This is a genomic window from Curtobacterium sp. SP.BCp, assembly GCF_051903255.1.
Taxonomy (GTDB): Bacteria; Actinomycetota; Actinomycetes; order Actinomycetales; family Microbacteriaceae; genus Curtobacterium.
In genome coordinates this window covers 507735-531639 of the sequence record NZ_CP194338.1, presented here as the reverse complement: position 1 = coordinate 531639, position 23905 = coordinate 507735, and the positions used below count along the sequence as shown (strand labels likewise).

Sequence of the window (23905 nt, the reverse complement as noted above, 5' to 3'; positions counted from 1 at the left end):
GCACGGCGTGCGCTCCAGACGCGCGTCACCGCCGACGGTGGGTCGCGGCCCGCCACCGGCGTCGCGAACCGCAGCACGACCATCGGGGCCGCAGCGCGCCTCCAGGCCGAAGGGGACAACCGATGAGCGGCGAACGCATTGACGGACCGCAGTCGCAGGCTCCTGCGGCGCTGGCGTCGCGGCGCCGCTGGCGCGTCGCTCAGAGCTCCAGCGCGCCGGTGACCGAGCAGGCGGCCGAGCCCGTCGACACGACCGCGATCACGGCGCACCAGCGCCGCAAGCTCGACCGGTCCGGGAAGTCGCAGATCGTCGTGACGGGGATCCTCGTCATCGTCGCGATCTACTTCCTGGTGCCGCTGTACTGGGTGGTCATCGCGGCGACGAAGACCACCGGGGCACTGTTCGCGACGAACGGGTTCTGGTTCGGCGGCGAGTTCGCGCTGTTCAGCAACATCGCGCAGGTGTTCTCGTACGACGGCGGCATCTTCGTCCGGTGGATCGCGAACAGCATCCTGTACTCGGGCGTCGGTGCCGTGCTCGCGACGTACTTCGCCGCCGCCGGCGGGTACGCCCTCGCGAAGTACGAGTTCCGCGGGCGACAGCTCGTGTTCGGCACGATCCTCGGCGGCGTGCTCGTCCCCGGCACCGCGACGGCGCTGCCGCTGTTCCTGCTGTTCTCGACGCTCGGGCTGACCGACACGTACTGGAGCGTGCTCATCCCGAGCCTCGTCTCCCCGTTCGGGCTGTTCCTCTGCCGGGTCTACGCGGCGGCGTCAGTCGACACGGCGCTCCTCGAGCAGGCGCGCATCGACGGGGCCGGTGAGCTGCGGATCTTCCACACCATCGTGCTGCGGCAGATGACGCCGGCGCTCGTGACGGTGTTCCTGTTCCAGGTCGTCGGCATCTGGAACAACTTCTTCCTGCCGCTCATCATGCTGGCGGACCAGAAGCTGTACCCGATCACACTGGGACTCAACAACTGGCGTGCACAGGTCGATCGTCTGCCAGAGTTCTACCAGCTCACCACCGGCGGAGTGCTCGTCTCGGTCATCCCGCTCGTGATCGCGATCATCGTCCTGCAGCGCTTCTGGCGCGGGGGCCTCACGGAAGGATCGGTCAAGGGTTGACCGTCACTGCACAGCCATCCGCCGACTCGGCACGCGTCGACCTGGCGTCCACCGCCCCCGGCTCCGACTCGCGACTGGCACCCCGTGCCTGGTTGCACACGGACGCCCCCTCGCTGTCGCTGGACGGCGAGTGGGACTTCCGCTGGTCGCCCGTCGCCGACGTCCCGGTCCCCGGGGCGGACGACGACTGGGGCACCCTGCCGGTGCCGTCGCACTGGGTGCTGCACGGGCACGGGGCACCGAGCTACACGAACCTGCAGTACCCGTTCCCGATCGACCCGCCGCACCCGCCGGAGGAGAACCCCACCGGTGACCACCGGCGCACGTTCTCGCTGCCGGACTCGTTCGACGCGGCCGCCCGGGTCGTGCTGCGGTTCGACGGCGTGGAGTCGCACTTCCGGGTGTGGCTGAACGGCTCGCTCGTCGGGTGGAGCACCGGCTCCCGGCTCGTCACCGAGTTCGACGTGACCGCGCTGCTGCGTCCGGGGTCGAACGAGCTGCTCGTGCGCGTGCACCAGTGGTCCGGTGCCTCGTACCTCGAGGACCAGGACCAGTGGTGGCTGCCCGGCATCTTCCGCGACGTCACGCTGCTCGCGCGTCCGACCGCGGCGATCGACGACGTGTTCGTGCGCGCCGGATGGGCGCCGGTGCTCGGGTCCGCCGCGACCGCCGGCACCGCCGCGTCGGGGCGGCCGTCGACGGGGACAGGGACGATCACCGTGCCGACGCTCGACGCCGTGTTCCCGGTGCGGTTCGCCGTTCCGTCGCTCGACGTCGACGTGACGTGGGGGTCCGCGTCCGACGTCGCACCGATCACCGTCGAGGGCGTCGAGCCGTGGAGCGCCGAACTGCCGCGGCTGTACGACGCGACGCTGTCGACCGGCACCGCCGCCGGCGGACGCACGGGCGGCGAGACCGTCTCGCTCCGCCTCGGCTTCCGGTCGGTGCGCATCGAGGGCGACCGGTTCCTCGTGAACGGCGAGCGAGTGGTCTTCCACGGCGTGAACCGGCACGAGACCCACCCCGTGCGCGGGCGCGTCTTCGACGAGGAGCACGCCCGCGCCGACATGGCGCTCATGAAGCGGAGCAACGTCAACGCGATCCGCACCTCGCACTACCCGCCGCACCCGCGCGTGCTCGACCTCGCGGACGAGCTCGGGTTCTGGGTGGTCCTCGAGTGCGACCTGGAGACCCACGGCTTCCTGTTCACCGGGTGGGTGGGCAACCCCTCCGACGACCCGGCCTGGCGCGACGCGTACCTCGACCGGATCGCGCGGACGGTCGAGCGGGACAAGAACCACCCGTCGATCGTCATGTGGTCCCTCGGCAACGAGTCGGGCACCGGTCGGAACCTCGCGGCGATGTCGCAGTGGGTGCACGACCGCGACGACGAGCGGCCGGTCCACTACGAGGGCGACTACACGGGCGAGTACACCGACGTGTACTCGCGCATGTACCCGACGCTGCAGGAGACCGAGTCGATCGGTGGTGGCACGCCCACGCCCCTGATGGAGTGCGGCCCGGCCGAGGCGGCACGGCAGCGGTCGAAGCCGTTCATCCACTGCGAGTACGTGCACGCGATGGGCAACGGACCGGGGCAGATCGCCGAGTACGAGGCCCTCGTGGACAAGTACCCGCGGCTCCACGGCGGCTTCGTGTGGGAGTGGCGGGACCACGGCCTGCTCACCCACACCGCCGACGGCACGCCGTACTACGGGTACGGCGGCGACTTCGGCGAGGTCGTGCACGACGGCAACTTCGTGATGGACGGCCTCGTGCTGCCCGACGACACCCCGACCCCTGGCCTCGCGGAGTTCGCGGCCGTCGTGGCGCCGATCCGGATGTCGTCGTCGGACACCACGCTGCTCGTCGAGAACCGGTACCACTCGGCCTCGACCGCGGGACTCCGCTTCAGCTGGACGCTGTCGCGGAACGGCGAGGTCGAGGCGTCCGGGCGGCTCGCACCCGGCGTGATCGCCGCTCGGGCGTCCGCGACCGTGCCCGTGCCGGACGAGGTGCTGCAGGCCGCCGCCGGCTCGGTCGCACCCGGCGACGAGCTCTGGTTCGACGTGACCGCGGAGCTCGCCGGACCGACCGCGTGGGCGGACACCGGCCACGTCGTGGCACGCACGCAGCGGCTCGTCGCGAGCCGACCGGCGGACGCGCCACGGGCCTCCCGGCAGGGGTGGGACGGCGACCGTCTCGGCGACGGCACCTTCACCGCCCGCGGTGACCTGGTCTCGTTCAAGGGCCACGAGGTCGCCGGACCGCGACTCGAGCTCTGGCGCGCGCCGACGGACAACGACCGACTGTCGTCACAGGGCGGCTACGAGACGGCCGACCCCGTGCTCACCGGCGGCGTCGGCGACCCGGACGCTCCGGCGTCGGCCGAGCGGTGGGTCGAGCGTGGGCTCGACCGGCTGACCCACCGGCTGGTGTCGGTCGACCGCACGGCGGACGGCCTCGTGCAGCGGGTCCGGGTCGCGGCGGCGAACAGCGGGTGGGGCGTCGACGTCACGCACCGCTGGACCCTGACGGACGCCGGACTGCAGCTGCAGACGGACGCGGTGCCGTTCGGGGCGTGGGACGTCACGTGGCCGCGGTTCGGCGTGCGGTTCGACCTGCCCGTGTCGTTCCTCGACGAGACCGCGACGTGGTTCGGCACCGGTCCGGAGGAGTCCTACCCGGACTCCGACCACGCGGCCCGGGTCGGACGGTTCTCGGCGCCGGTGCGCTCGCTGACGGTGGAGTACTCGCGGCCGCAGGAGTCCGGCCACCGGCCCGAGCTGCGCTCGCTGAGCGTCGGCGACATCGCCGTGACGACGGTCGGCTCTCACCGCGCGGGCTTCACGCTCACACCGTGGACCGCGCAGCAGGTCACGCGCGCCGGGCACCCGTACGAGCTGCAGACGCCGGACCACGCGTACCTGTACCTCGACGTCGCGCAGCACGGGCTGGGCTCGCGGGCGTGCGGCCTCGACGTGCTGCCGGAGCACCAGCTGTGGCCGCACGCGGCGTCGTGGAGCGTGGTGCTGGGCTAGAGCGGGGCGGCGCGTTCGCGCCGCGAAGAACCACGGAAGCGACATCGAACCGGGCACTCAACCCGGTTCGATGTCGCTTCCGTGGTTCAATGCGACCGCGCGGCGCGCCCGCCGCGCTACGCGCCGAGCGCGCGCAGCGCGTCCGGGTCGCTCTGCTCGAGGAACGCCGTCAGCCGCTCCGGCTCGCCGTCCTCACCGATCGCCTCGGCCGCCCGACGCAGCGCGAACAGCGCCCGGAGCACGCCGCGGTTCGGCTCGTGCGACCACGGCACCGGACCGGCTCCGCGCCACCCGGCCTTCCGCAGCGCGTCGAGCCCGCGGTGGTACCCGACCCGGGCGTAGGCGTACGACTCGAGCGTCGCACCGCGGTCCCAGGCCTCGTCGGCGAGGAGCGCCCACGCGAGGCTCGACGACGGGTGCGACACCACCACGGAGGCGACGGGAGCGTCCGCGGCGAGCGCCGACGTCACCTCCGGTTCCTCGGGCAGCAGGGTCTCGGGGGTGGCTGGGTTCGGCAGCAGGTTCTCCGGCATGCCTCCAGCCTGTCACCTCTTGCGCGGCAGCACCCCGGGGCGTACCGTGGTGGCCCACCCCGTCGTCACCACGGGGTCGCGGTGCGGGACGACCGGCCGCCGCCACGGGTGACGGCCACGGGGGTCCCCGACGGAAGCAGATGAGTTGCTGTCGATCACCGGTTCCGCTCAGCCCACGCGCTGACACCGTGATCGCGCCCGCCGTCGGGCGCTCCACCGCTCGTGCCCGACCGCACGGTGGTGGCTCCGGTGTCGTGCGCCCAGCACCGACAACCGGGGAGGCACCCGTATGCCCATCAGTCCGTCCGTCGTCCTGAACGACCTCAGTTTCGCCTGGCCCGACGGCACCGTCGCGCTCGACCACCTCACCGCCGCCTTCGGCCGCGGCCGCACCGGCCTGGTCGGGAGGAACGGGGCCGGCAAGTCCACGCTCGTCCGGCTGGTCACGGGGCAGCTCCACCCCACCTCGGGATCGGTCACGACGACCGGTCCGGTCGACCTGCTGCCGCAGCGCCTGACCGCGCGGCCCGACGACACCGTCACGGACCTCCTCGGCATCCGACCGACGGTCACGGCGCTCCGCGCGGTCCTCGGCGGCGACGCATCACCGGAGCACTTCGACGTGATCGGCGACGACTGGGACGTCGAGGAGCAGGCCGCCGCCGCACTGTCCGGCATCGGGCTCGGCCTCGACGGTTCCGACCTCGACCGTCCCGTGTCGACGCTGTCCGGCGGACAGGCCGTGCTCGTCGCCGTCGCCGGCATCCGGATGCGTCGAGCACCGATCGCGTTCCTCGACGAGCCGACGAACAACCTCGACCGACGTGCCCGCGGCGTCCTGCTCGACATGGTCGACGAATGGTCGGGCACGCTCGTGCTGGTGAGCCACGACCGGGAGCTCCTCGAGCACGTGGACGAGACCTGCGAGCTGCGCTCCGGGACGCTGACCGTGTTCGGTGGGACGTTCAGCGCGTACGAGGAGCACCTCGCGGTGCAGCAGGCCGCCGCCTTGCGCGAGGTCCGGGTCGCCGAGCAGCGGCACCGGACCGAGAAGCGGCAGCGCATCGAGGCGGAGACGAAGATCGCCCGGCGTGCCCGCTCGGGCAAGAAGGCCGCCGAGGGCATGCCGAAGATCTTCTCGAACGAGATGCGGAAGCGTGGCGAGCAGACCGCCGGGCGACTCCGCACCGGGTACGCCGAGGACGAGGCCGCGGCGCTGGCGGCGAAGCACGAGGCCGAGGCCCGGCTGCGGGTCGACGAGTCGATCACGGTCGCGCTGCCCGATCCGGAGGTGCCGGCCTCCCGGATGATCGCCACCGTGACCGTCCGGGGGCGGGACACCATCGTGCAGGGCCCGGAACGGATCGCGGTCGCGGGCGACAACGGGGTCGGCAAGACGACGCTGCTCGAGCAGCTCGTCGGTCGCCCGGCCGCCCGCGAGCACCCGCTCCCGAGCACCGGTGCCGTCCCGCACGTCGATCGCATCGGCTACCTGCCGCAGCGGAAGGACTCGCTCGACGACACCGCGACCGTGTTCGACAACGTCCGCCGGCACGCCCCGACCGCGAGCGACGCCGAGGTGAAGAACCGGCTCGCCCGTTTCCTCGTCCGCGGGGACGCCGTGGACCGTCGCGCCGGGGACCTCTCCGGCGGCGAGCGGTTCCGGGTGGCACTGGCCGCGCTCGTGCTCGCGGACCCGCCGCCGCAGTTGCTGGTGCTCGACGAGCCGACGAACGACCTCGACCTGACGAGCGTCGACCAGCTCGTCGACGCGCTGCGGTCCTACCGGGGTGCGCTCGTGGTCGTGAGCCACGACGAGACGTTCCTCGAGCGGCTCGACCTCACGGCCCGGATCGAGCTGTCGTGACCGGGACCGCGGGCCTCGGCCCCGGCCCCGGCCCCGGCCCCGGCCCCGGCCCCGGCGGGACGGTCAGCGGCGCTTCGTCGGCCGGATCGCGAGCGACTCGACCGTGCCACGCTCCGGCAGGTCGACGACGGTGCGGACCGCCGCCGCGACGTCCTCCGGAGCGAGGTAGTACGCGGTGTCGTAGTCCTCGCCGAGCTTCTCGGTGAGGGCGCGCTGCATGTCCGAGTCGGTCCGGCCCGGGTGCACGCTCGACACCCGCACGCCGTTCGCGCGCTCTTCCTCGCGCAGGGCGTCGGCGAAGGCACGGAGGGCGAACTTCGACGCCGCGTAGACCCCGCCACCGGGGCCGGAGTGGAACCCCGAGCCGCTGTTGATCGGCACGACGATGCCCCGGGCCGCGCGGAGGGCCGGCAGCGCGCGACGGGTGAGCTCGGCGACCGCGAACACGTTCGTCGCGAAGACCCGTTCCCACACGGCGCGCTCGGTGTCCGCGACGGTGGTGCCCTCCTCGACGCCGGCGTTGTGCACGAGGACGTCGAGGCGGTCCGGCAGGGCGGGCGCGTCACCGGCACCGAGGTCGCCGACGAACGGCGACGCACTCGGCAGCTCGGACACGAGGGCGTCGACGGCCCCGGCGTCCCGACCGCCCACGTACACGTGGTGCGTCCGCCCGAGGTCGAGCGCGATGGCGCGGCCGATCCCACGGGTCGCGCCCGTCACGAGTGCGGTGGGCAGGCTGACGGGAGGCGCGGTGTCGGTCATGCGCACCAGCCTACGGATGCGGTCCGACGGGGCCGCACCGTGCCTCCAGGCCGGGTGTGCGACCGCAGGTCGTGTCAGCGAGAGGGGACGGACGCGCCGCGCCGGCGGCGGAGCACCACCCACCCGACTGCGCCGGCCGCGACGACCGCGACGATCACAGCGACACCCCAGGGCGAGCCGGCGAAGGCGGCGAGGACCGCCCAGAACAGGGCCAGACCGACGGTCGCGTAGACGAAGGCCCACGCGACGCACCCGACCAGCATGGCGACCGTGTACCGCCACCACGGGACCCGGGCGAGGCCCGCGGCCGCGTTCACCATCGTCTGCAGGCCGACGGCGAGGAAGCTGATCGTGACGACCGGCAGCCCCCAGCGGTCGAGGAGTGCCGAGCCCCGACGGACCGCTGCCGAGTCGAGCCACCGCCCCCACCGCGAGCGTGCCGCCCCGGTCACCGCCAGTCGTGCCAGCCAGTACGTGGCCTGCGCACGGCAGAACACGATGACGAGCAGGGTGGCGACGAGCGGCCAGAACGGCAGGTCGTCGAGGAAGGACGGCACGGGCGAACGGTAGCGGCGCCCGCCGGGAATGTCCTCAGTCCGACCCGGCCGGGTCAGTCGCGGTCGGCCGGGTCAGTCGCGGTCGGCGCCCTGGCGGATCCGGATCCCCTCGAGGACGTCCTTCGCCCGCTGCTCGTCTTGCTTCTCGATCTGGCGGGTGTCGCGCTCGGGGAGTTGGATGTCCTCCTCGGCGCGGATGCCTGCCTGCAGCTCGCGACCGCGTTCGAGCTCGGCGTCGAACTCCGCACCGAACAGCAGCGCGTTGTTCGTGATCCAGATCCACAGCAGGAAGACGATCACGCCGCCGAGCGAGCCGTACGTGGCGTTGTAGTTCGAGAAGTTGCCGACGTAGAACCCGAACCCGACGCTGGCGATGATCAGGATGAGGATCGCGACGATCGAACCGCCGCTCACCCACCGGAACTTCGGCTGCTCGACGTTCGGCGCCCAGTAGTACAGCACCGCGACCACGACCACGGCGATGACGAGCAGGACCGGCCACTGCACGATGAGCAGCACGGTCGCGGCCGCGTCGCCGAGACCGATCAGGTCACCGACGCTCTTCGCGAGGGGACCACTGACGAGGACGACGAGGCCGATGACGAGCAGCACGACCGTGAAGAGCGTCACGCCGAGCATCGTCGGGCGGAGCTTCCAGATCGGACGGCCCTCGCGGACGTTGTAGATGCGGTTCATCGCCCGGCCGAAGGCTCCGACGTACCCGGACGCCGACCACAGCGCGCCCAGGAGACCGACGATGAACGTGATCGGCGCCGCGGGCGAGCGCACGAGGCCCTCGATCGGGTCCCGCAGCAGCTTCGCCACGTCGCCGCCACCGATGTTCGTCACGACCTTGAGCACGTCGTCGATGGTCTTCGTCGGGTCGGACACGAGGCCGAGGATCGAGACCACCGCCAGGATGCCGGGGAAGAGCGCCAGCACGGTGTAGTACGTCAGACTCGCGGCCAGGTCGGTGCACTGGTCGCTCGAGAACTCACGGAGCGTCTTCTTCAGCGTGTAGACGACGGTCGGCTTCGTGAGGTCGGTGGGGCCGTCCGGCTTCCGCGGGTCGTCGGCGTCGGGCTTCTGTCGTTCGCGTGCCATGGTCAGCCCCTGCCTGCGGCCTTCGCCGCCGCCTTCGACGCTGCCTTCGACGCTGCCTTCGCGCGGGCAGCGGCCTGCTTGCGGTTCTTCGTCGCGCGGCGCTGGACGGCGGCGATGCCGGCGCGCTGCTTCACCCGGTTGCGGTGCATCGGGTCGCGCTCGAGCGCTTCCTCCGCCGCCTTCTTCCGCGCCTTCCGGCCCTTGCGGCCGGGCTGGGACTGCTCGGCCGCACCGGGGCCGTCGCCGCCGCGGGCGCCGAAGGGCAGCAGCGCGGTGAACGCGGTCTGCGCCGGGGGTCGTGCGAGGTGTCCGGCGTCCGTGCGGCCGATCCGCGCTCCGAGGATGATCGCGGCGATGCCGGCCGCGGCGGTGATCCCCATCGCCACGAGCGGTGTGGGGTCCCGGTGCCACCGCTGCTTCGTCTTCGCGATGGCCAGGCGGGTGCGCGCGGGCACGTCCGCACGGCGGCGGATCTCCGCGACGGTGTCGGTGATGCCCTCGCGCGCACGGGTGTTCGCGAGTTCGAGCTCGGGGAGGCTGTCGTTGGGCATACACCGTGCCTACCAGGGCCGATCCGCGACGGCCCACAGTTCGGGGCGTCTACGGTGCCGGGCATGTTGTTCCGAGACGTCGCCGAGGGCATCCACCGACTGGAGGTCGCCCACACCAACACCTACCTCGTCGAGACCGGGGACCGGTTGCTCGTGGTCGATGCCGGCCTCCCGGCGGTGTGGCCGCACCTGCAGCTCGCGGTGCGGGACCTCGGGTACTCGCCGGCCGCGGTCGAGGCGCTGCTCCTCACCCACGGGCACTTCGACCACGTGGGCACGGCGGACCGGATGCGCCGGGAGTGGGGGACGCCCGTGTACGTGCACCCCGGCGACCGGGAGCTGGCTGCGCACCCGTACTCCTACCGGCCGCAGACGAACCGGTTCGGCTTCGTCGCGCTGCACCCCGGCGGGCTGGCGCCCCTCGGACGGATGCTCCTCGCCGGGGCTGCCTGGGTGTCCGGTGTCTCGGACACGAGGTCGCTCGCGTCCCGGGCCGAGGTCCCCGGGTCGCCGTGGATCATCGAGACCCCGGGGCACACCGACGGGCACGTGGCGCTGCACTTCGCCGACCGCGATGCCGTCATCGTGGGCGACGCGCTCGTGACGCTCGACCCGTACACAGGCGGGATCGGGCCGCGGGTGGTGGCCCCGGCGGCGACGGCGGACGTGCCGGAGGCGGTGGCGTCGCTCGACCGGCTCGTGGACACCGAGGCGGCGCACGTGCTGCCGGGCCACGGTCCGGCGTGGTCGCTCGGGGTGCGGGCGGCGGTGGCGCAGGCGCGGCGCGCGGCGGGGGTCGCGGCGTAGCGCCTGGCGCCCGCGGGCGGGGCCGCGTGGCGGCGGTCGCGTAGCGGCGGCGCGGCGGTGCGGCGGGCGCGGGTGCGTCGGTGCGGCGGGTGCGTCGGCGCGGGCGCGGGGGCGTCGGTGCGGCGCGGGGGTGCGGCGTGCAGGCGCGGTGGCGGCGACCGTGTGCCGGACGGGAGGCGCGGTGCGGGCCCGCACCGCGCCTCCCGTCCGTCTCCTGGTCGCTGCGCCGTCGCCGAAGCGACAGTCACCCGGCGAGCGCCGCGGCGCGGGCCGCGAAAGCGACAGATGTCGGAGTCGGGTCGCCGCGTTCTGTCGCTTTCGCGGGAGCAACAGAACGCGGCCGCGCAAGGCCGCGCCCGAGTCGCGGCGCCGCCTACTCCGGGACGACGACGTCCTCGGGGACGCCGGACTCCGCCGACCGCTGCGCCGCCTCCATCACCGCGAGGCTGCGGAGGTTGTCGCGACCGCTCGTCTCCGGCGCCGGCCCACCGGTGACCGACCGCGCGAAGGCCTGCAGCCCACCCTGCCGATCGGTGTGCTCCATCGTCGGGAGCTCCACCGGCTCGGCCTCGTCGTCCTGCGTGCGGCGGAGCGTGACGCGGTCGCCCTCGACGGCGTTCGGCTCACCCGAACGGCTCGTGAACCACAGCTCGCCGTCCGACCCCTGGATGCTCCACTCCCCCGCCCAGGCCGTGCGGGGTGCGCGGGAGAGCCAGCTGCCGCGGTAGCTGACGACCAGCCCGCCCTCGAGCTCGATGAGCATCGACGCGATCGCCTCGTCCTGGTACTTGCTGAACGACGGCGACGAGGCGCGGGCGTAGACCCGCACGGGCTCACGGCCGGTGACCATCCGCATCAGGTCGAAGTGGTGGATCGCCATGTCGTTGATCATCGCGTGCGGGAAGCGGTAGTGCGGGTGCTCCTCGAACGGGAGGTCGTTGTCCCACTGGCGGAAGTCGACGTCGATCGTGGCGACCTCGCCGACCACGTCCGCCTCGAGCAGCTCGGTCACGACGCGGGGTGCCGGGTACCAGCGGTAGTTCTGGCTGACCTGCAGCACGAGCCCGAGTTCCTCGGCGCGACGGACGGCGGTCGCCGCTTCTTCCGCGGTGTTGGCGAAGGGCTTCTCGACGAGGACGTGCTTGCCCGCGTCCAGGGCCTCGAGCGCGAGCGACACGTGCGTGACGGCAGGGGCGGTGATGACGACGGCGTCGGCCTCGACCCCGGCGAGCGCCTCGGTGAGGGACGCGAACGCGGCGGCCGCCGGCAGGCCGAGGTCGGTGCGCACGGCGTCGAGCGTCGCGGGCACGGGGTCGACGATGCCGACGACCTGGACCTCCGACACCTCGGGGATGGCGGTGCGGGCCCAGTTGCCGCCCCACCCTCCGAGACCGACGTGGATGATGCGGACCGGCATGCGTGCACTCCTTCGTGTTCGGCTCGTGCGGCCTCGACGGCGCACGTCCCTCCAGTCTGTCAGGCGTCGCCGACAGCGAGCGACGCGCGCCGCGCCCGCGTCAGCGCACGAACACGTACGCGATGAGCGCCATCGTCACGAGGAAGCCCGCGAGGTAGTTGATCCACAGGAAACGCTTCCACCCCGCGTTCGCCGCCTCGGCCCCGGCGTCCGTGACGTTCCACCACGGCAGCACGTTGAGGGCGTACGGCACGACGACGACCGCGGCGATCGGCCCCGGGAACGCGGAGAACAGCAGGACGATGCCCGCGACGACGTACGCCACGAAGGCCAGCCGCACCGTCGCCCGGGCACCGATCACGGTCGCCACGGAGCCGATGCCACCCGCCCGGTCGGCGAGCACGTCCTGCACGGCACCGAACGCGTGCGACGCCACACCCCAGAGGAAGAACGCCACGCACACGGCGACGAGCTGCCCGGTCCAGTGCGGCCCGGCGAGCGCGAGTCCGTACACGGCCGGCGACACGAAGTGCGTCGACGAGGTCAGGGAGTCGAGGAACGGCTTCTCCTTGAACCGCAGCCCCGGCGCCGAGTACGCGATCACGGCGAACACGCTGATCGAGAGGACGAGCCACGACCACGGACCGTTCCCGCTCAGCCCGCCGAGCACGACGAGCGCGACGAGGAACGGCACGTTCGTGACGACGACCGCCCAGAGCGTGGTGCGGTGCACGCTCTTGTCGAGCAGGGCACCCTCGACCCCGCCCTTCCGGGGGTTCCGCAGGTCGGACTCGTAGTCGAACACGTCGTTGATGCCGTACATCGCGAGGTTGTACGGCACGAGGAAGTAGACGACGCCGACGACGAAGGTCACGACGCCGAGCACCGAACCGAAGACGTCGGTGCCGAGCAGGTACGCGGCACCGAACGGGTAGGCGGTGTTCACCCAGCTGATCGGCCGCGAGGACGTGAACAGGGCGCGCAGGGTCGACGGCCGGGAGGCACGGGTCGCGGTCATGGGGTCGGCTCGCCTTCTGCGGACGGTCGCGCACCGGGCGCGTCGCGGGACGGTCGCGCCGGTGGCGCGGTGGAGGACGGACGGTCGAGCAGCACCCACAGGGCGGGCAGCAGCAGGACCGCACCGATCGAGTACGCGAGGTCCTCGACCGGGATCGCACCGATCTTCGCACCGCTGATGAGCGACGGGTCGTACGCGACCACGCGCAGCGTCACGATGACGTTGTCGAACACGATCGTCATCACGAGGAGCACCACGGCCGCGATCAGCCCGCCCACGAGCGCGACCCGGCGACCGGGCCCCGACGGCCGACCTGCGGCCCGGGCACGCCGAGCGGCGACGACCCCGGCAGTGACCGCGACGACGACGGCGACGGCGAGGAACGGCACCGCGAGCAGGGCGTACGCGGCGTGCGAGCTCACGTGCGCCGCCGATCGAGCGCCTTCGCAACGAGCGGCGTGACCGCGCCGAACGCGTTCATCGTCGTGTAGCAGAGCAGCAGGAGGAAGAAGATCTCCTCGACCGGGACCTCCGGCGCCACGACGAGCCCGGTCAGGACCCGCTGCGGCCCGATGAAGAAGATGCCCGCGGCGACCCCGGCGACGTCCCACACGAGGAAGAACACCATGCCGATCGCCATCACGGCCGCCGCCCGCCACGGTGCCCGCCAGAAGAACAGCCGGAAGCGGGCGTCGAGCACCGTCATGCCGACGAGCGACACGACCAGCCCGGCGAGGTACAGCCCCGGCATCAGACCGCCGCGTCCCGCCGGAGCGGCGTCGGGAGCGGCTCGGTGCTGGTGTCGCCGTGCAGGCGCTTGAGCAGCACCTCGGCGCTGATCAGGCACATCGGCAGCCCGATGCCCGGCGTCGTCGAAGCGCCGACGTAGTACAGCCCGTCGACCTTCTTCGACCGGTTCGGCTCCCGGAAGAACGCGCTCTGCGCCAGGGTGTGCGCCGGCCCGAGCATCGAGCCGCTCCACGCGTTGTAGTCGTCGGCGAAGTCCTGCGGCCCGATCGTCCGGCGGACCCGGATGCGGTCGCGGAGGTCGGGCACGCCGGAGCGTTCGGCGATGACGTCGATCGCGCGGTCCGCGATCCGCTCGACCTCGAAGTCGCCGGCCCCGTCGATGCCGCCCTTGCCGATGGACAGGTCGGCCGGCAGCGGCACGAGGACGAAGAGGTTGCTCGACCCGGGCGGCGCGACCGTCGTGTCGGTCTCGCTCGGCGCGCACACGTAGATCGACGCGGGGTCGGGGACGCGGCGGTCCTTGCCGAAGATCGCGCCGAAGTTCGCCTGCCAGTCGGCGGTGAACACGAGCGTGTGGTGCAGGAGCCCCGGTACCGGTCCGTCGACGCCCAGGTAGACGAGGACGGCGGACGGCCCCGGGTCGCGCTTCTGCCAGTGCTTCGCCGGGTAGGAGCGGTGCTCGGGGTCGAGCAGCTGCAGCTCGGTGTGCCGGAGGTCGGCCGCGCTGACGACGAGGTCGGCCGGTGCGACGTGCTGCCCACCGTCGCGGTCGCGGTGCACGACGCCGGTGACGTGGCCGTCCTCGACGACGATCCGCTCGACCTTCGCGCCGGCGATGACCTGCGCGCCCTCGGCGCGGGCGAGTCGTCCGATCGCGCCGATGATCTCGTGGATGCCGCCCTTCGGGTACTGCACGCCGTCGGCCAGGTCGAGGTGGCTCATGAGGTGGTACATGCTCGGCGCCTTGTACGGGCTGGTGCCGAGGAACACCGCCGGGTAGCCGAGGACCTGCCAGAGCCGACGGTCGCGCACGGCGGTCTCGGCGTACTTCGCGAGCGGCTCGGTGAGCAGACGGAGGAGCTTCGGGAGCCGGCGCAGGACGTCCGGGGCGGCGAGCTTCCGGAGGTCCGCGAAGGTCGTGTAGAGGAACCGCCGCACCGCCATGGCGTAGGTCTCCTCGGCTGAGTCGAGGTACTTCCGGATCCGTGCTCCGGCCCCGGGCTCGACCGACTCGAAGAGCGCGATGTTGGCTTCCTTGTCGGCGCGGAGGTCGAGCGGCTCGTCGTGGCCCTCGGAGTACACGCGGTACCCGGGGTCGAGCGTGACGAGGTCGAGCTGCTCGGCCGCGGTGGTGCCGAGGAGCTGGAAGAAGTGGTCGAACACCTCGGGCATGAGGTACCACGACGGTCCGGTGTCGAACGTGAAGCCGTCGCGCTCCCACGAGCCCGCGCGGCCGCCGAGCTGGCTGCGCTGCTCGAGCAGCGTGACGGCGTAGCCGTCGCGCGCGAGCAGCGCAGCGGACGCGAGTCCGCTGATGCCGCCGCCGATCACGACGGCGCGGCGGACGGGCACCTTGCGCCGGGTGGTGGACGCGGAGCCGGCCGGACGGGAGGCGCGGGGCGGGGTCACGCCGTGCCTCCAGGCCGTCGCGTGGCCGGCCCACGACCCGACAGGACCTGCGCGGCGAGCCGCGCCTTGACGGGGTTCGGGACGCGCACGCGCGTCGCGACGAGCTGCGCGGCGGGTGTCCGCGCGATGCGGGTGTTGAGCTCCTGGAACAGCGCGTGGGCGAGGCCGACCGCGTGTCGGGCGTCCTTGGGCAGCAGCGGGATGGTCATCGCGGCACGGTCGAGGTCGGCCTGGACGTCGGCGACGAGCCGGACCTTGGTGGCCTCGTCGAAGCTGCGGATGTCGACGCCGGGGAAGTACGAGCGGCCGAGGACCTCGAAGTCGGCGTGCAGGTCGCGGAGGAAGTTGACCTTCTGGAACGCGGCACCGAGGGCCCGAGCGCCGTCGACGAGCACGGAGTCGTCGAACGTCGGGCGCCCGGCGCGGTACAGGAACGCACGGAGGCACATCAGACCGACGACCTCGGCGGAGCCGTACACGTACTCGCGGAAGGAGTCGTCGTCGTGCACGGTGCGGTCGAGGTCCATGCGCATCGACGCGAAGAACGGTCGGGTGAGCTCCGCGCCGAAACCGGTCACACGGGCTGACCGGGCGAAGGCGTGCACGACCGGGTTCGTCGAGAAGCCGAGCTCGATCGCGCGCTCGGTGTCGCGTTCCAGCTCGTCGAGGACCGTGCGGGCGAGCCCGCGGTCGAGGCCGGCCTCGGTCGCGGGGCCGTCCACGACCTCGTCGGCGACGCGGACGAGGGCGTAGACGTTGCGGATGTGCTCGCGGGCGTCCTTCCGGAGCAGGCGCGACGCCAGGCCGAACGACGTCGAGTACCGGTCGATGACGACCCCGGAGGCGGCCTCGGCGGTCGCGTCGTAGAGCGGGAGTCGGGCGGAGCGGTTCGGTTGCGGGTGGTGCGCGAGGGTCACCGGGCTCGCTCCACGAGTTCGGACACGATGGACTCCAGTCGGTCGGCGAGGTCGTAGGGCAGGCCCGCGAGCTCGGCGCGGGCCAGTGCCGTGTGCTCGGCGACGCGCTGTTCGGCTGCGGACTTGGCGCCGCAGGACACCAGCGTGGCACGGAGCTCGGCGGCCCGCTCCTCGGTGAGGTCCGGGTCGCCGAGGTGCAGCGACAGCTCGGGCCAGCAGTCCGTCGCCGCGGCGTGGGCGATGAGGACCGTGCGCTTGCCCTCCCGCAGGTCGCCGAGGACGGTCTTGCCGGTCTCGGCCTCGGCACCGAACACCCCGAGCAGGTCGTCGACGATCTGGTACGCGATCCCGATCTCGCGGCCGAACGCACCGAGCGCTGCGATGACGGGCTCTGGGGCGCCGGCGAGCACGGCCCCGGACTGCAGCGGCGCCTCGAACGAGTACACGCTCGTCTTCGCGCGCTCCATCGCGAGGACGTCGTCGACGGTCGGCATCGGTCCGAGTGCGAGGTCGACGTCGGCCATCTCGCCCGCGGCGCTCGCGAACACGGCCTCGTCGAAGATGTCGAGCAGCCGGGAGCGTCGCTCCCCCGTGACGCCCGACGCCTCGATGAAGCGAGGTGCCGCGGCGAGCGCGAGGTCACCGGCGATGACCGCGGCGCTCGTGCCCCGGTGCTCGGCGGTCGGCAGCGGGAGTCCACCCGTGGTGCCGGTGTCGCGGAAGGACCCGGCGACGTTCGGCTGCCCACGGCGGGACCAGTCGCGGTCGATGACGTCGTCGTGCACGACGAGCGCGGTGTGCAGGAGTTCGTAGGCGGCGCCGATCTGCACCGCCGCCGCGGTGTCGGTGCCCCCGAGCGCCGTGTAGGCGGTGAGGACCATGCGCGGCCGGAAGCGCTTGCCGCCCATGCTCGCCTTGCGGAGCACCCGCCAGAGTTCCGGGTTCGGACCGCCGTACCGCTCGGCCCGGGCGCTCGACACGGCGAAGAAGCGTTCGAGGCAGTCGTCGACGAGCGCGAGGTCGTTCTGCGCCATGGTGGTCGCTTCCTCGCTCATTGGCCTAACCTATCGGTGCAGATGACGACTTTCCCTGAATCCGTGGTGCTGCTGGCCGATGACCGTACCCCGGTCGGCACGGCGGACAAGTTCACGGTGCACACCGACCACACGCCCCTCCACCTGGCCTTCTCGTGCCACGTGCGGAACACCGCCGGGCAGGTCCTCGTGACCCGCCGGGCGCTGTCGAAGAAGACGTGGCCGGGGGTGTGGACGAACACGTTCTGCGGTCATCCCGGTCCGGACGAGACGTTCGAGGACGCCATCGCCCGTCGGGCCTCCCGTGAGCTGGGCATCACCGTGCGCGACGTCGAGTCCGTCCTTCCCGACTTCCGGTACCGCGCGGTCGACGCCTCCGGGATCGTCGAGAACGAGGTCTGCCCGGTGTTCCGCGCCGTGACCGACGACGTGCCGGCGCCCGCGGACGACGAGGTCGCCGAGTACGCGTGGGTGTCCGAGGACGAGCTGCGGGCCTCGGTGGCCGGTGCGCCGTTCGCGTGGAGCCCCTGGCTCGGGTGGCAGCTCGCCGAGACCGAGCAGGCCGGGCTCCGCATCACGCCGTAGCGCGCCCGCGGGCGTGTGCCGCGCGCCGCCGCGGGATGCCGAGACTCGCGCTGCGCGACCGTTCTCGCGCGCCGACGCGCGAGCGGTGTCGCTCACGCCGAGACTCGTGCCGCACCGGTCGAGACTCGTGCGGCACCAGCCGAGACTCGCCCTCGCGGACCAGGCAGTGTCCAGCGCACCGCATCGACAATGGTCCGTACGACCACCGCGGAGCGCGATGCCACCAGTGCCGCCGACGCCGTCCTCGACGCCCTCCGCGACGACCCGGTCATCGCGAGCGTGAAGGACCGGGCGGCGCTCGTTGCGGGAGCGGTCGCCGTCGCCTCGTCGACCCGCGACGTCCGGGACATGTGGCGGGCGGGACATGTGAGGGCGCTCAGGTCCGGCTCCGCGGTCGCCGACCGGGGTCGACGCCCTCGAGGCGCGTGACTAGGCTCGGAGGTCGGCTGCACGAGGCAGCCCACGGACGACCAGAAGGGCAGGTGAGGCGCGATGTCGGGTGACCATCCTCGATCGGGCCGACGGACCCTGCCCCGGCGGATCCACGCGCCCCGTCCCTGATCCCGCACCGCCCACGGGCGGTTCGCGCCTGCCTGCTCCCGACACGCAAGGAGCACGCCATGGCACTGATCGACAACGCCGTCTACGTCGCAGGACACCGCGTCGACTCGCCGTCGACCCCGTCGCGCGCCACCCGGGGCGACCTCGCGTGGATCGGGCTGCTCCGCCCCGAGCCGTCCGAGCTCGCCGCCGTCGCGGCCGAGTTCGACCTGCACGAGAACGCTGTCGAGGACGCCCGCAAGGGACACCAGCGGGCGAAGCTCGAGCGGTACGGCGACACCCTCTTCCTCGTCCTCCGTCCGGCCTGGTACGACCGCACCGCCGAGGAGGTCCGGTTCGGCGAGGTCCACCTCTTCGTCGGTGCCCGGTTCGTGGTGAGCGTCCGGCACGCCGAGCGTCCGGACCTCGCGGCACTGCGCGCCCGGTGCGAGGCCGACCCGGACTTCCTCGCCCGCGGGTCCGAGGCCGTCACCGCGGCCGTGCTCGACGAGGTGGTCGACGGGTACGCGCCGATCGTCGAGATCCTGCAGGAGGAGATCGACGCGATCGAGGACCAGCTCTTCGCCGGCCAGGTCGACCCCGGTGTCTCGAAGCGCATCTACCAGCTGCTCAGCGAGGTCCTCGGCTTCCAGCGCGCGACGACGCCGGTGCCCGCGATGGTGAAGGGTCTCCTGCGCGGTGCCGACAAGTACGGCGTCGACGAGGAGGTCCAGCACCGCCTGCGCAACGTGCTCGACCACGCCCTGCGCGTCACCGAGCGGGTCGACTCGTTCCGGGCGCTGCTCGAGAACGCCCTCACCCTGCACTCGACGCTCGTCTCCCAGGAGCAGAACGAGGCGATGCGCCGGATGACCAGCGCGAGCCTCGCCCAGGGCGAGGAGAGCCGCCAGCTCGCCCGGGCGGCGCACCGGCAGGGCGAGGAGGTGAAGCGGATCTCGTCGTGGGCCGCGATCCTCTTCGCTCCGGGGCTCATCGCGGGCATCTACGGGATGAACTTCGACGACATGCCGGAGCTGCACTGGCGGTTCGGGTACCCGGTCGCGATCGTCGCGATGCTCGTCCTGATGGCCGTGCTCTGGGCGGTCTTCCGCAAGCGCAACTGGCTGTAGCCGCGAGGGGCGCAGACACGACCGCGTGACGGCCTGGAGCGCGGTGCGGGGCCGCACCGCGCCCCCAGGCCGCCTTGCGGTCACGTCCGCCGACGATGGCCGCCGCCGTGATCGGTCCCGGGTGGCGTGGAGCGACGAGGCGTGCATAATGATCAGGCCCGGAATGTGAACGTGCACATCGACGTGCCACGACACCGGGCAGGAATGAGCAGCAATGGCGTCGACGCGAGCACAGCAGTCGCGTGCGCCCAGCATCCGCGACGTCGCACGGGTCGCCGGGGTCTCCCACCAGACGGTCTCCCGTGTCCTGAACAACTCCGAGGCGATCCGCGCCGAGACCCGCGACCGGGTCCTCGCCGCGATGGAGCAGTTGCAGTACCGGCCGAACCGGGCCGCGCGGGCGCTGGTGACGAGCCGGACGCACACGATCGGCGTCCTCACGGCGCGGCGGGCGCACTACGGCCCCGCGGTCGCGCTGCAGGCGATCGAGGACGCAGCGGTGGCCCGCGGGTACAACGTGACGACCTCGACGCTGACCGAGACGACCGACGAGGCGGTGCGCGAGAGCATCCAGCGGCTCCTCGACCTCGACGTCGAGGGGATCGTGGTGATCGCCCCGCAGCAGAAGGTGTTCGACCTCATCGAGGAGCTCGGCATCCGGACGCCGTACGTCACGATGCGGGCCAGCGTCGGCGAGGACCCGACCGCGCTCTGGGTGGACCAGATGGAGGGCGCCCGGCTCGCCACCGCGCACCTGCTCGACCTCGGTCACGAGTACGTCCGACACATCGCCGGACCCCAGGACTGGATCGAGGCCGACGCCCGGATGCAGGGCTTCCTGCGCGAGATGTCGGACCGCGAGATGCCCGTCGTGGCGCCGATCCTCGGGGACTGGACGGCCGACTTCGGCTACCACGCGGGCCGTGAACTCCTGCGGTGGCGGGACTGCACGGCGGTGTTCTGCTCGAACGACCAGATGGCGCTCGGGCTCGTGCACGCGGCGCGGTCCTACGGCCTGGACGTCCCCGGCGACCTCTCGGTGGTGGGCTACGACGACATCCCCGAGGCGAAGCACTTCTGGCCGCCGCTCACCACCGTGCAGGTCGACTTCGCGGAGCTCGGCCGGCGGTGCGTCGACCTCCTGCTCCCCCGGGACGACGAGCAGCTCCGGCCGATCGACATCGTCCCGCAGCTCGTGGTGCGCGGCTCCACGAGCGCGCCGCGCTCGCGCTGACGCACCGCCCTGACGAGTCGTCCCGACCCGGCGGTCCGACGCGACCCACCACCGGCCTGGAGGCTCGTGGCGGGCCCGCCACGCGCCTCCAGGCCGGTGCACGCAGACCCCGCCGACGTGTGCGGACATCCGCAACAGGACGCGGAAGTACCCCACACCGGGGGACGTGGACCGGCGCGTCGCGCCGGATGACGCGGGCCGTTACACAAACGCGACAATCCTGAATTGACAGCATCCGCACACCTGTGCGTAGGATTGCCCCCGTTCCAGCCGATGTGACCGTTCACATGGACCGTCACACGGCCGGGGCACCGGACGCGACAACGAGGTCCACGCAGGTGACTGCGCCCCCGCTGCCGCAGTGTCAACCCGAATGACTGCCGCGCTGGAGCGGCAGAAGGAGATGCACCGTGGCGTCAACCCCACAGGGCCCCGACCTGGCCACCAGGTCGGTGACCGCAGCCGAGACCATCCTCGAGATGCGGTCCATCACCAAGGAGTTCCCGGGCGTGAAGGCCCTCTCCGAGGTGTCGCTCGACGTCCGCGCCGGCGAGATCCACGCGATCTGCGGCGAGAACGGCGCGGGCAAGTCGACCCTCATGAAGGTCCTCTCGGGCGTGTACCCGTACGGCACCTACGAGGGCGAGATCGTCTTCGAGGGCGAAGAGGTCCGCTTCAAGGACATCAAGCAGTCCGAGCAGGCCGGCATCGTGATCATCCACCAGGAGCTCGCGCTGATCCCGGAGCTCTCGATCACCGAGAACCTGTTCCTCGGCAACGAGCCGTCGAAGTTCGGCGTGATCGACTGGACGAGCGCCCAGCTCCGCGCGCAGGACCTGCTCGCCCGCGTCGGCCTCGCCGAGGACCCGGACACGCAGATCAAGAACATCGGCGTCGGCAAGCAGCAGCTCGTGGAGATCGCGAAGGCCCTGCACAAGGACGTCAAGCTCCTCATCCTCGACGAGCCCACCGCCGCGCTGAACGAGAACGACTCCCAGCACCTGCTCGACCTCATCGTCGGGCTGAAGGCCAAGGGCATCTCGAGCATCATCATCAGCCACAAGCTCAACGAGATCGAGCAGATCGCGGACAGCATCACGATCATCCGCGACGGCAAGACGATCGAGACCCTCAACGTGAAGGGCGACGGCGTCAACGAGGACCGCATCATCCGCGGGATGGTCGGCCGGTCGCTCGAGAGCCGCTTCCCGGACCGCACCCCGAAGATCGGCGAGACGTTCTTCGAGGTCCGCAACTGGACCGTGCAGCACCCGCTCGACCCGTCGCGCCTGGTCTGCAAGGGCTCGAACTTCCACGTCCGTCGCGGTGAGATCGTCGGCTTCGCTGGTCTCATGGGCGCCGGCCGCACCGAGCTCGCGATGAGCATCTTCGGTCGTTCCTACGGCACCTGGCTCGGCGGCGAGATCGTCAAGGACGGCCGCACGATCGAGGTGAAGAACGTCCAGCAGGCGATCGAGCACGGCATCGGCTACGTCTCCGAGGACCGCAAGGCGCTCGGCCTGAACCTGCTCGACACGGTCAAGCGCAGCACCGTCTCCGCTGACCTGCCGAAGATCTCGAAGGCCGGCGTCGTCGACTCCCTCGAGGAGTACAACGTCGCCGACAAGTACCGGAAGCTGCTCCGCACCAAGGTGCCGACCGTCGAGGAGAACGTCGGGAAGCTCTCCGGCGGGAACCAGCAGAAGGTCGTCCTGTCGAAGTGGATGTTCACCGACCCGGACATCCTGATCCTCGACGAGCCGACCCGCGGCATCGACGTGGGCGCGAAGTTCGAGATCTACGGCATCATCCAGCAGCTCGCGGCGGAGGGGAAGGGCATCATCCTCATCTCGTCCGAGCTCCCCGAACTCCTCGGCCTCTCGGACCGGATCTACACGATCTTCGAGGGCCAGATCACCGCTGACCTCCCGGCCGACCAGGCCGACCCCGAAACCCTCATGCGCAGCATGACCTCCGCGCGGAAGGGCGCCACCGTCTCATGAACAACCTGAAACTGCTCTTCGGCAAGGGCAACAGCATCGGCCAGTACGGCATGATCATCGCGCTCGTCGTGATCGTCGCCTTCTTCTGGTTCACGACCGACGGGCTCATCCTCGAGCCCACCAACGTGATCAACCTGTTCCTGCAGTACTCCTACATCCTCATCCTCGCGCTCGGCATGGTGATGGTGATCATCGCGGGCCACATCGACCTCTCGGTCGGTTCGGTCGCGGCCTTCGTCGGCATCATCGTCGCGCAGTCGATGTCCGTGTGGCACTGGCCGGCCTGGGCCGCGATCATCCTCGGCCTCGCCGTCGGTGCACTCGTCGGTGCCTGGCAGGGCTTCTGGGTGGCGTTCGTCCGGGTCCCCGCGTTCATCGTGACGCTCGCCGGTCAGCTCATCTTCCGCGGTGCGAACCAGATCATCGGTCAGTCCACCTCGGTCCCGACGCCGGACTCGTACAACACGATCGGCGCAGGCTACCTCCCCGACTTCGGCCCGGACTTCGGCTACTCGAACGGCACGCTCCTGCTCGGTCTCGTGACGATCGCGGCGCTCATCATCATCGAGGTGCGCGGTCGCCGTCGTCGCCGCAAGATGCAGGCCGAGGTCCCGCCGCTGTGGGTCTCCGTCGTCCGCACGGGCATCCTCGTCGCCGTCACCCTCGTCGCGACCTACCTGTTCGGCGCCGGCCCGGTCGGCACCTCGGTCCCGATCGTCGCGATCATCCTCGGCGTCCTCACGATCGTGTACGGCTTCATCACGAAGAACACGATCTTCGGCCGCCAGGTCTACGCGGTCGGCGGCAACGCCAGCGCCGCCGTCCTGTCCGGCGTCAGCGCCCGCAAGGTCAACTTCTTCGTCATGGCGAACATGTCGGTCCTGGCCGCCGTCGCGGGCATGGTCTTCGTCGGCTACTCGAACGCCTCCGGTCCTGCCGACGGCACCGGCTGGGAGCTCGACGCGATCGCGGCCGTGTTCGTCGGTGGCGCCGCGGTCGCCGGTGGCATCGGCACCATCTCCGGGTCGATCATCGGTGGCCTCGTGATGGCGCTCCTGTCGAACGGTCTCCAGCTCATGGGCATCGAGTCGAACAAGGTCCAGATCATCCGTGGTCTCGTCCTCCTCGTCGCGGTCGCCTTCGACGTCTACTCGAAGTCCCAGGGACGCCCGTCGCTGATCGGCGGCATGATGCGGCAGTTCCAGCGGAAGGACACCGAGCAGAACACGGTGGCCGCCCAGCAGCCGCGGTCGATCGACGACCAGCCGGACAAGGTCAACCCCCAGTAGAACGTTGCGC

General features: G+C 71.8%; 22 protein-coding genes. 10 read left to right on the top strand and 12 right to left on the bottom strand.

Annotation, left to right across the window (positions count from 1 at the left end):
• Nucleotides 1-218 precede the first annotated feature (218 nt).
• Together ACRQ4C_RS02795 and ACRQ4C_RS02790 are read left to right on the top strand one after the other, a co-directional pair.
• On the top strand, nt 219-1127 hold the full coding sequence (locus ACRQ4C_RS02795) for a carbohydrate ABC transporter permease (RefSeq protein WP_439690936.1): 909 nt from the start codon (nt 219-221) through the stop codon (nt 1125-1127).
• On the top strand, nt 1124-4168 hold the full coding sequence (locus ACRQ4C_RS02790) for a glycoside hydrolase family 2 TIM barrel-domain containing protein (protein WP_439690045.1): 3045 nt from the start codon (nt 1124-1126) through the stop codon (nt 4166-4168). The genes ACRQ4C_RS02795 and ACRQ4C_RS02790 overlap by 4 nt, the downstream gene beginning before the upstream one ends.
• Before the next feature lie 116 nt (nt 4169-4284).
• Here the strand turns inward: ACRQ4C_RS02790 and ACRQ4C_RS02785 are convergent, their stop codons facing one another.
• Nucleotides 4285-4701 carry a DUF3151 domain-containing protein gene (locus tag ACRQ4C_RS02785; RefSeq protein WP_439690044.1) on the bottom strand — a complete coding sequence of 139 codons (417 nt, stop codon included), beginning with the start codon at nt 4699-4701 and terminating at the stop codon, nt 4285-4287.
• A 289-nt stretch (nt 4702-4990) separates the two neighbouring features.
• Between ACRQ4C_RS02785 and ACRQ4C_RS02780 the strand changes: the two genes are divergently transcribed.
• Nucleotides 4991-6568, top strand: a complete 1578-nt coding sequence (locus ACRQ4C_RS02780; RefSeq protein WP_439690043.1) for an ABC-F family ATP-binding cassette domain-containing protein — start codon at nt 4991-4993, stop codon at nt 6566-6568.
• Between the two features lie 63 nt (nt 6569-6631).
• Here ACRQ4C_RS02780 and ACRQ4C_RS02775 read toward each other — a convergent pair whose 3' ends face one another.
• The 4 genes from ACRQ4C_RS02775 to ACRQ4C_RS02760 form a co-directional block, all read right to left on the bottom strand.
• Nucleotides 6632-7330: an SDR family oxidoreductase gene (locus ACRQ4C_RS02775; RefSeq protein WP_290132932.1), complete on the bottom strand. Its 699-nt coding sequence runs from the start codon at nt 7328-7330 to the stop codon at nt 6632-6634.
• A 74-nt stretch (nt 7331-7404) separates the two neighbouring features.
• Nucleotides 7405-7887 carry a DedA family protein gene (locus ACRQ4C_RS02770; RefSeq protein ID WP_439690042.1) on the bottom strand — a complete coding sequence of 161 codons (483 nt, stop codon included), beginning with the start codon at nt 7885-7887 and terminating at the stop codon, nt 7405-7407.
• Between the two features lie 72 nt (nt 7888-7959).
• A complete protein-coding gene (locus ACRQ4C_RS02765) occupies nt 7960-8991 on the bottom strand; it encodes a YihY/virulence factor BrkB family protein (protein WP_439690041.1) in 1032 nt (343 codons plus the stop codon).
• Nucleotides 8992-8993: 2 nt separating this feature from the next.
• The gene (locus ACRQ4C_RS02760; protein ID WP_439690040.1) at nt 8994-9542 is read right to left on the bottom strand and encodes a hypothetical protein; all 549 of its coding nucleotides are present in this window, start codon (nt 9540-9542) and stop codon (nt 8994-8996) included.
• Nucleotides 9543-9605: 63 nt separating this feature from the next.
• On the opposite strand from ACRQ4C_RS02760, the gene ACRQ4C_RS02755 reads away from it, so the two are divergent.
• Entirely contained in the window at nt 9606-10349 is a 744-nt protein-coding gene (locus tag ACRQ4C_RS02755; protein WP_439690039.1) for an MBL fold metallo-hydrolase, read from the top strand.
• 373 nt (nt 10350-10722) lie between these two features.
• On the opposite strand, the gene ACRQ4C_RS02750 is transcribed toward ACRQ4C_RS02755, so the two are convergent.
• From ACRQ4C_RS02750 to ACRQ4C_RS02720, 7 genes are all read right to left on the bottom strand, one after another.
• Nucleotides 10723-11766 carry a Gfo/Idh/MocA family protein gene (locus tag ACRQ4C_RS02750; RefSeq protein ID WP_439690038.1) on the bottom strand — a complete coding sequence of 348 codons (1044 nt, stop codon included), beginning with the start codon at nt 11764-11766 and terminating at the stop codon, nt 10723-10725.
• A 100-nt stretch (nt 11767-11866) separates the two neighbouring features.
• A complete protein-coding gene (locus tag ACRQ4C_RS02745; RefSeq protein WP_439690037.1) occupies nt 11867-12784 on the bottom strand; it encodes a prenyltransferase in 918 nt (305 codons plus the stop codon).
• On the bottom strand, nt 12781-13206 hold the full coding sequence (locus tag ACRQ4C_RS02740; RefSeq protein WP_290132939.1) for a lycopene cyclase domain-containing protein: 426 nt from the start codon (nt 13204-13206) through the stop codon (nt 12781-12783). Before ACRQ4C_RS02740 ends, ACRQ4C_RS02745 begins: the two co-directional genes overlap by 4 nt.
• A complete protein-coding gene (locus tag ACRQ4C_RS02735; protein ID WP_290132940.1) occupies nt 13203-13535 on the bottom strand; it encodes a lycopene cyclase domain-containing protein in 333 nt (110 codons plus the stop codon). The genes ACRQ4C_RS02740 and ACRQ4C_RS02735 overlap by 4 nt, the downstream gene beginning before the upstream one ends.
• Nucleotides 13535-15163 (bottom strand): phytoene desaturase family protein, encoded by a 1629-nt coding sequence (gene crtI, locus ACRQ4C_RS02730; RefSeq protein WP_439690036.1) that lies wholly within the window; start codon nt 15161-15163, stop codon nt 13535-13537. The genes ACRQ4C_RS02735 and crtI overlap by 1 nt, the downstream gene beginning before the upstream one ends.
• Complete coding sequence (locus ACRQ4C_RS02725; RefSeq protein ID WP_290132942.1) at nt 15160-16080, bottom strand: phytoene/squalene synthase family protein; 921 nt, start codon at nt 16078-16080, stop codon at nt 15160-15162. Before ACRQ4C_RS02725 ends, crtI begins: the two co-directional genes overlap by 4 nt.
• The gene (locus ACRQ4C_RS02720) at nt 16077-17135 is read right to left on the bottom strand and encodes a polyprenyl synthetase family protein (RefSeq protein ID WP_439690035.1); all 1059 of its coding nucleotides are present in this window, start codon (nt 17133-17135) and stop codon (nt 16077-16079) included. Before ACRQ4C_RS02720 ends, ACRQ4C_RS02725 begins: the two co-directional genes overlap by 4 nt.
• 21 nt (nt 17136-17156) lie before the next feature.
• On the opposite strand from ACRQ4C_RS02720, the gene idi reads away from it, so the two are divergent.
• From idi to mmsB, 6 genes are all read left to right on the top strand, one after another.
• Nucleotides 17157-17699: an isopentenyl-diphosphate Delta-isomerase gene (idi, locus tag ACRQ4C_RS02715; protein ID WP_290132944.1), complete on the top strand. Its 543-nt coding sequence runs from the start codon at nt 17157-17159 to the stop codon at nt 17697-17699.
• Between the two features lie 189 nt (nt 17700-17888).
• The gene (locus ACRQ4C_RS02710; protein WP_439690034.1) at nt 17889-18128 is read left to right on the top strand and encodes a hypothetical protein; all 240 of its coding nucleotides are present in this window, start codon (nt 17889-17891) and stop codon (nt 18126-18128) included.
• A 191-nt stretch (nt 18129-18319) separates the two neighbouring features.
• Nucleotides 18320-19369 carry a magnesium and cobalt transport protein CorA gene (locus ACRQ4C_RS02705; protein ID WP_290132946.1) on the top strand — a complete coding sequence of 350 codons (1050 nt, stop codon included), beginning with the start codon at nt 18320-18322 and terminating at the stop codon, nt 19367-19369.
• A gap of 214 nt (nt 19370-19583) precedes the next feature.
• Nucleotides 19584-20603, top strand: a complete 1020-nt coding sequence (locus ACRQ4C_RS02700; protein WP_290132947.1) for a LacI family DNA-binding transcriptional regulator — start codon at nt 19584-19586, stop codon at nt 20601-20603.
• Nucleotides 20604-21082: 479 nt separating this feature from the next.
• A complete protein-coding gene (gene mmsA / locus ACRQ4C_RS02695) occupies nt 21083-22606 on the top strand; it encodes a multiple monosaccharide ABC transporter ATP-binding protein (RefSeq protein WP_290134156.1) in 1524 nt (507 codons plus the stop codon).
• Nucleotides 22603-23895 carry a multiple monosaccharide ABC transporter permease gene (gene mmsB / locus ACRQ4C_RS02690; protein WP_400410770.1) on the top strand — a complete coding sequence of 431 codons (1293 nt, stop codon included), beginning with the start codon at nt 22603-22605 and terminating at the stop codon, nt 23893-23895. Before mmsA ends, mmsB begins: the two co-directional genes overlap by 4 nt.
• Nucleotides 23896-23905: the final 10 nt, after the last annotated feature.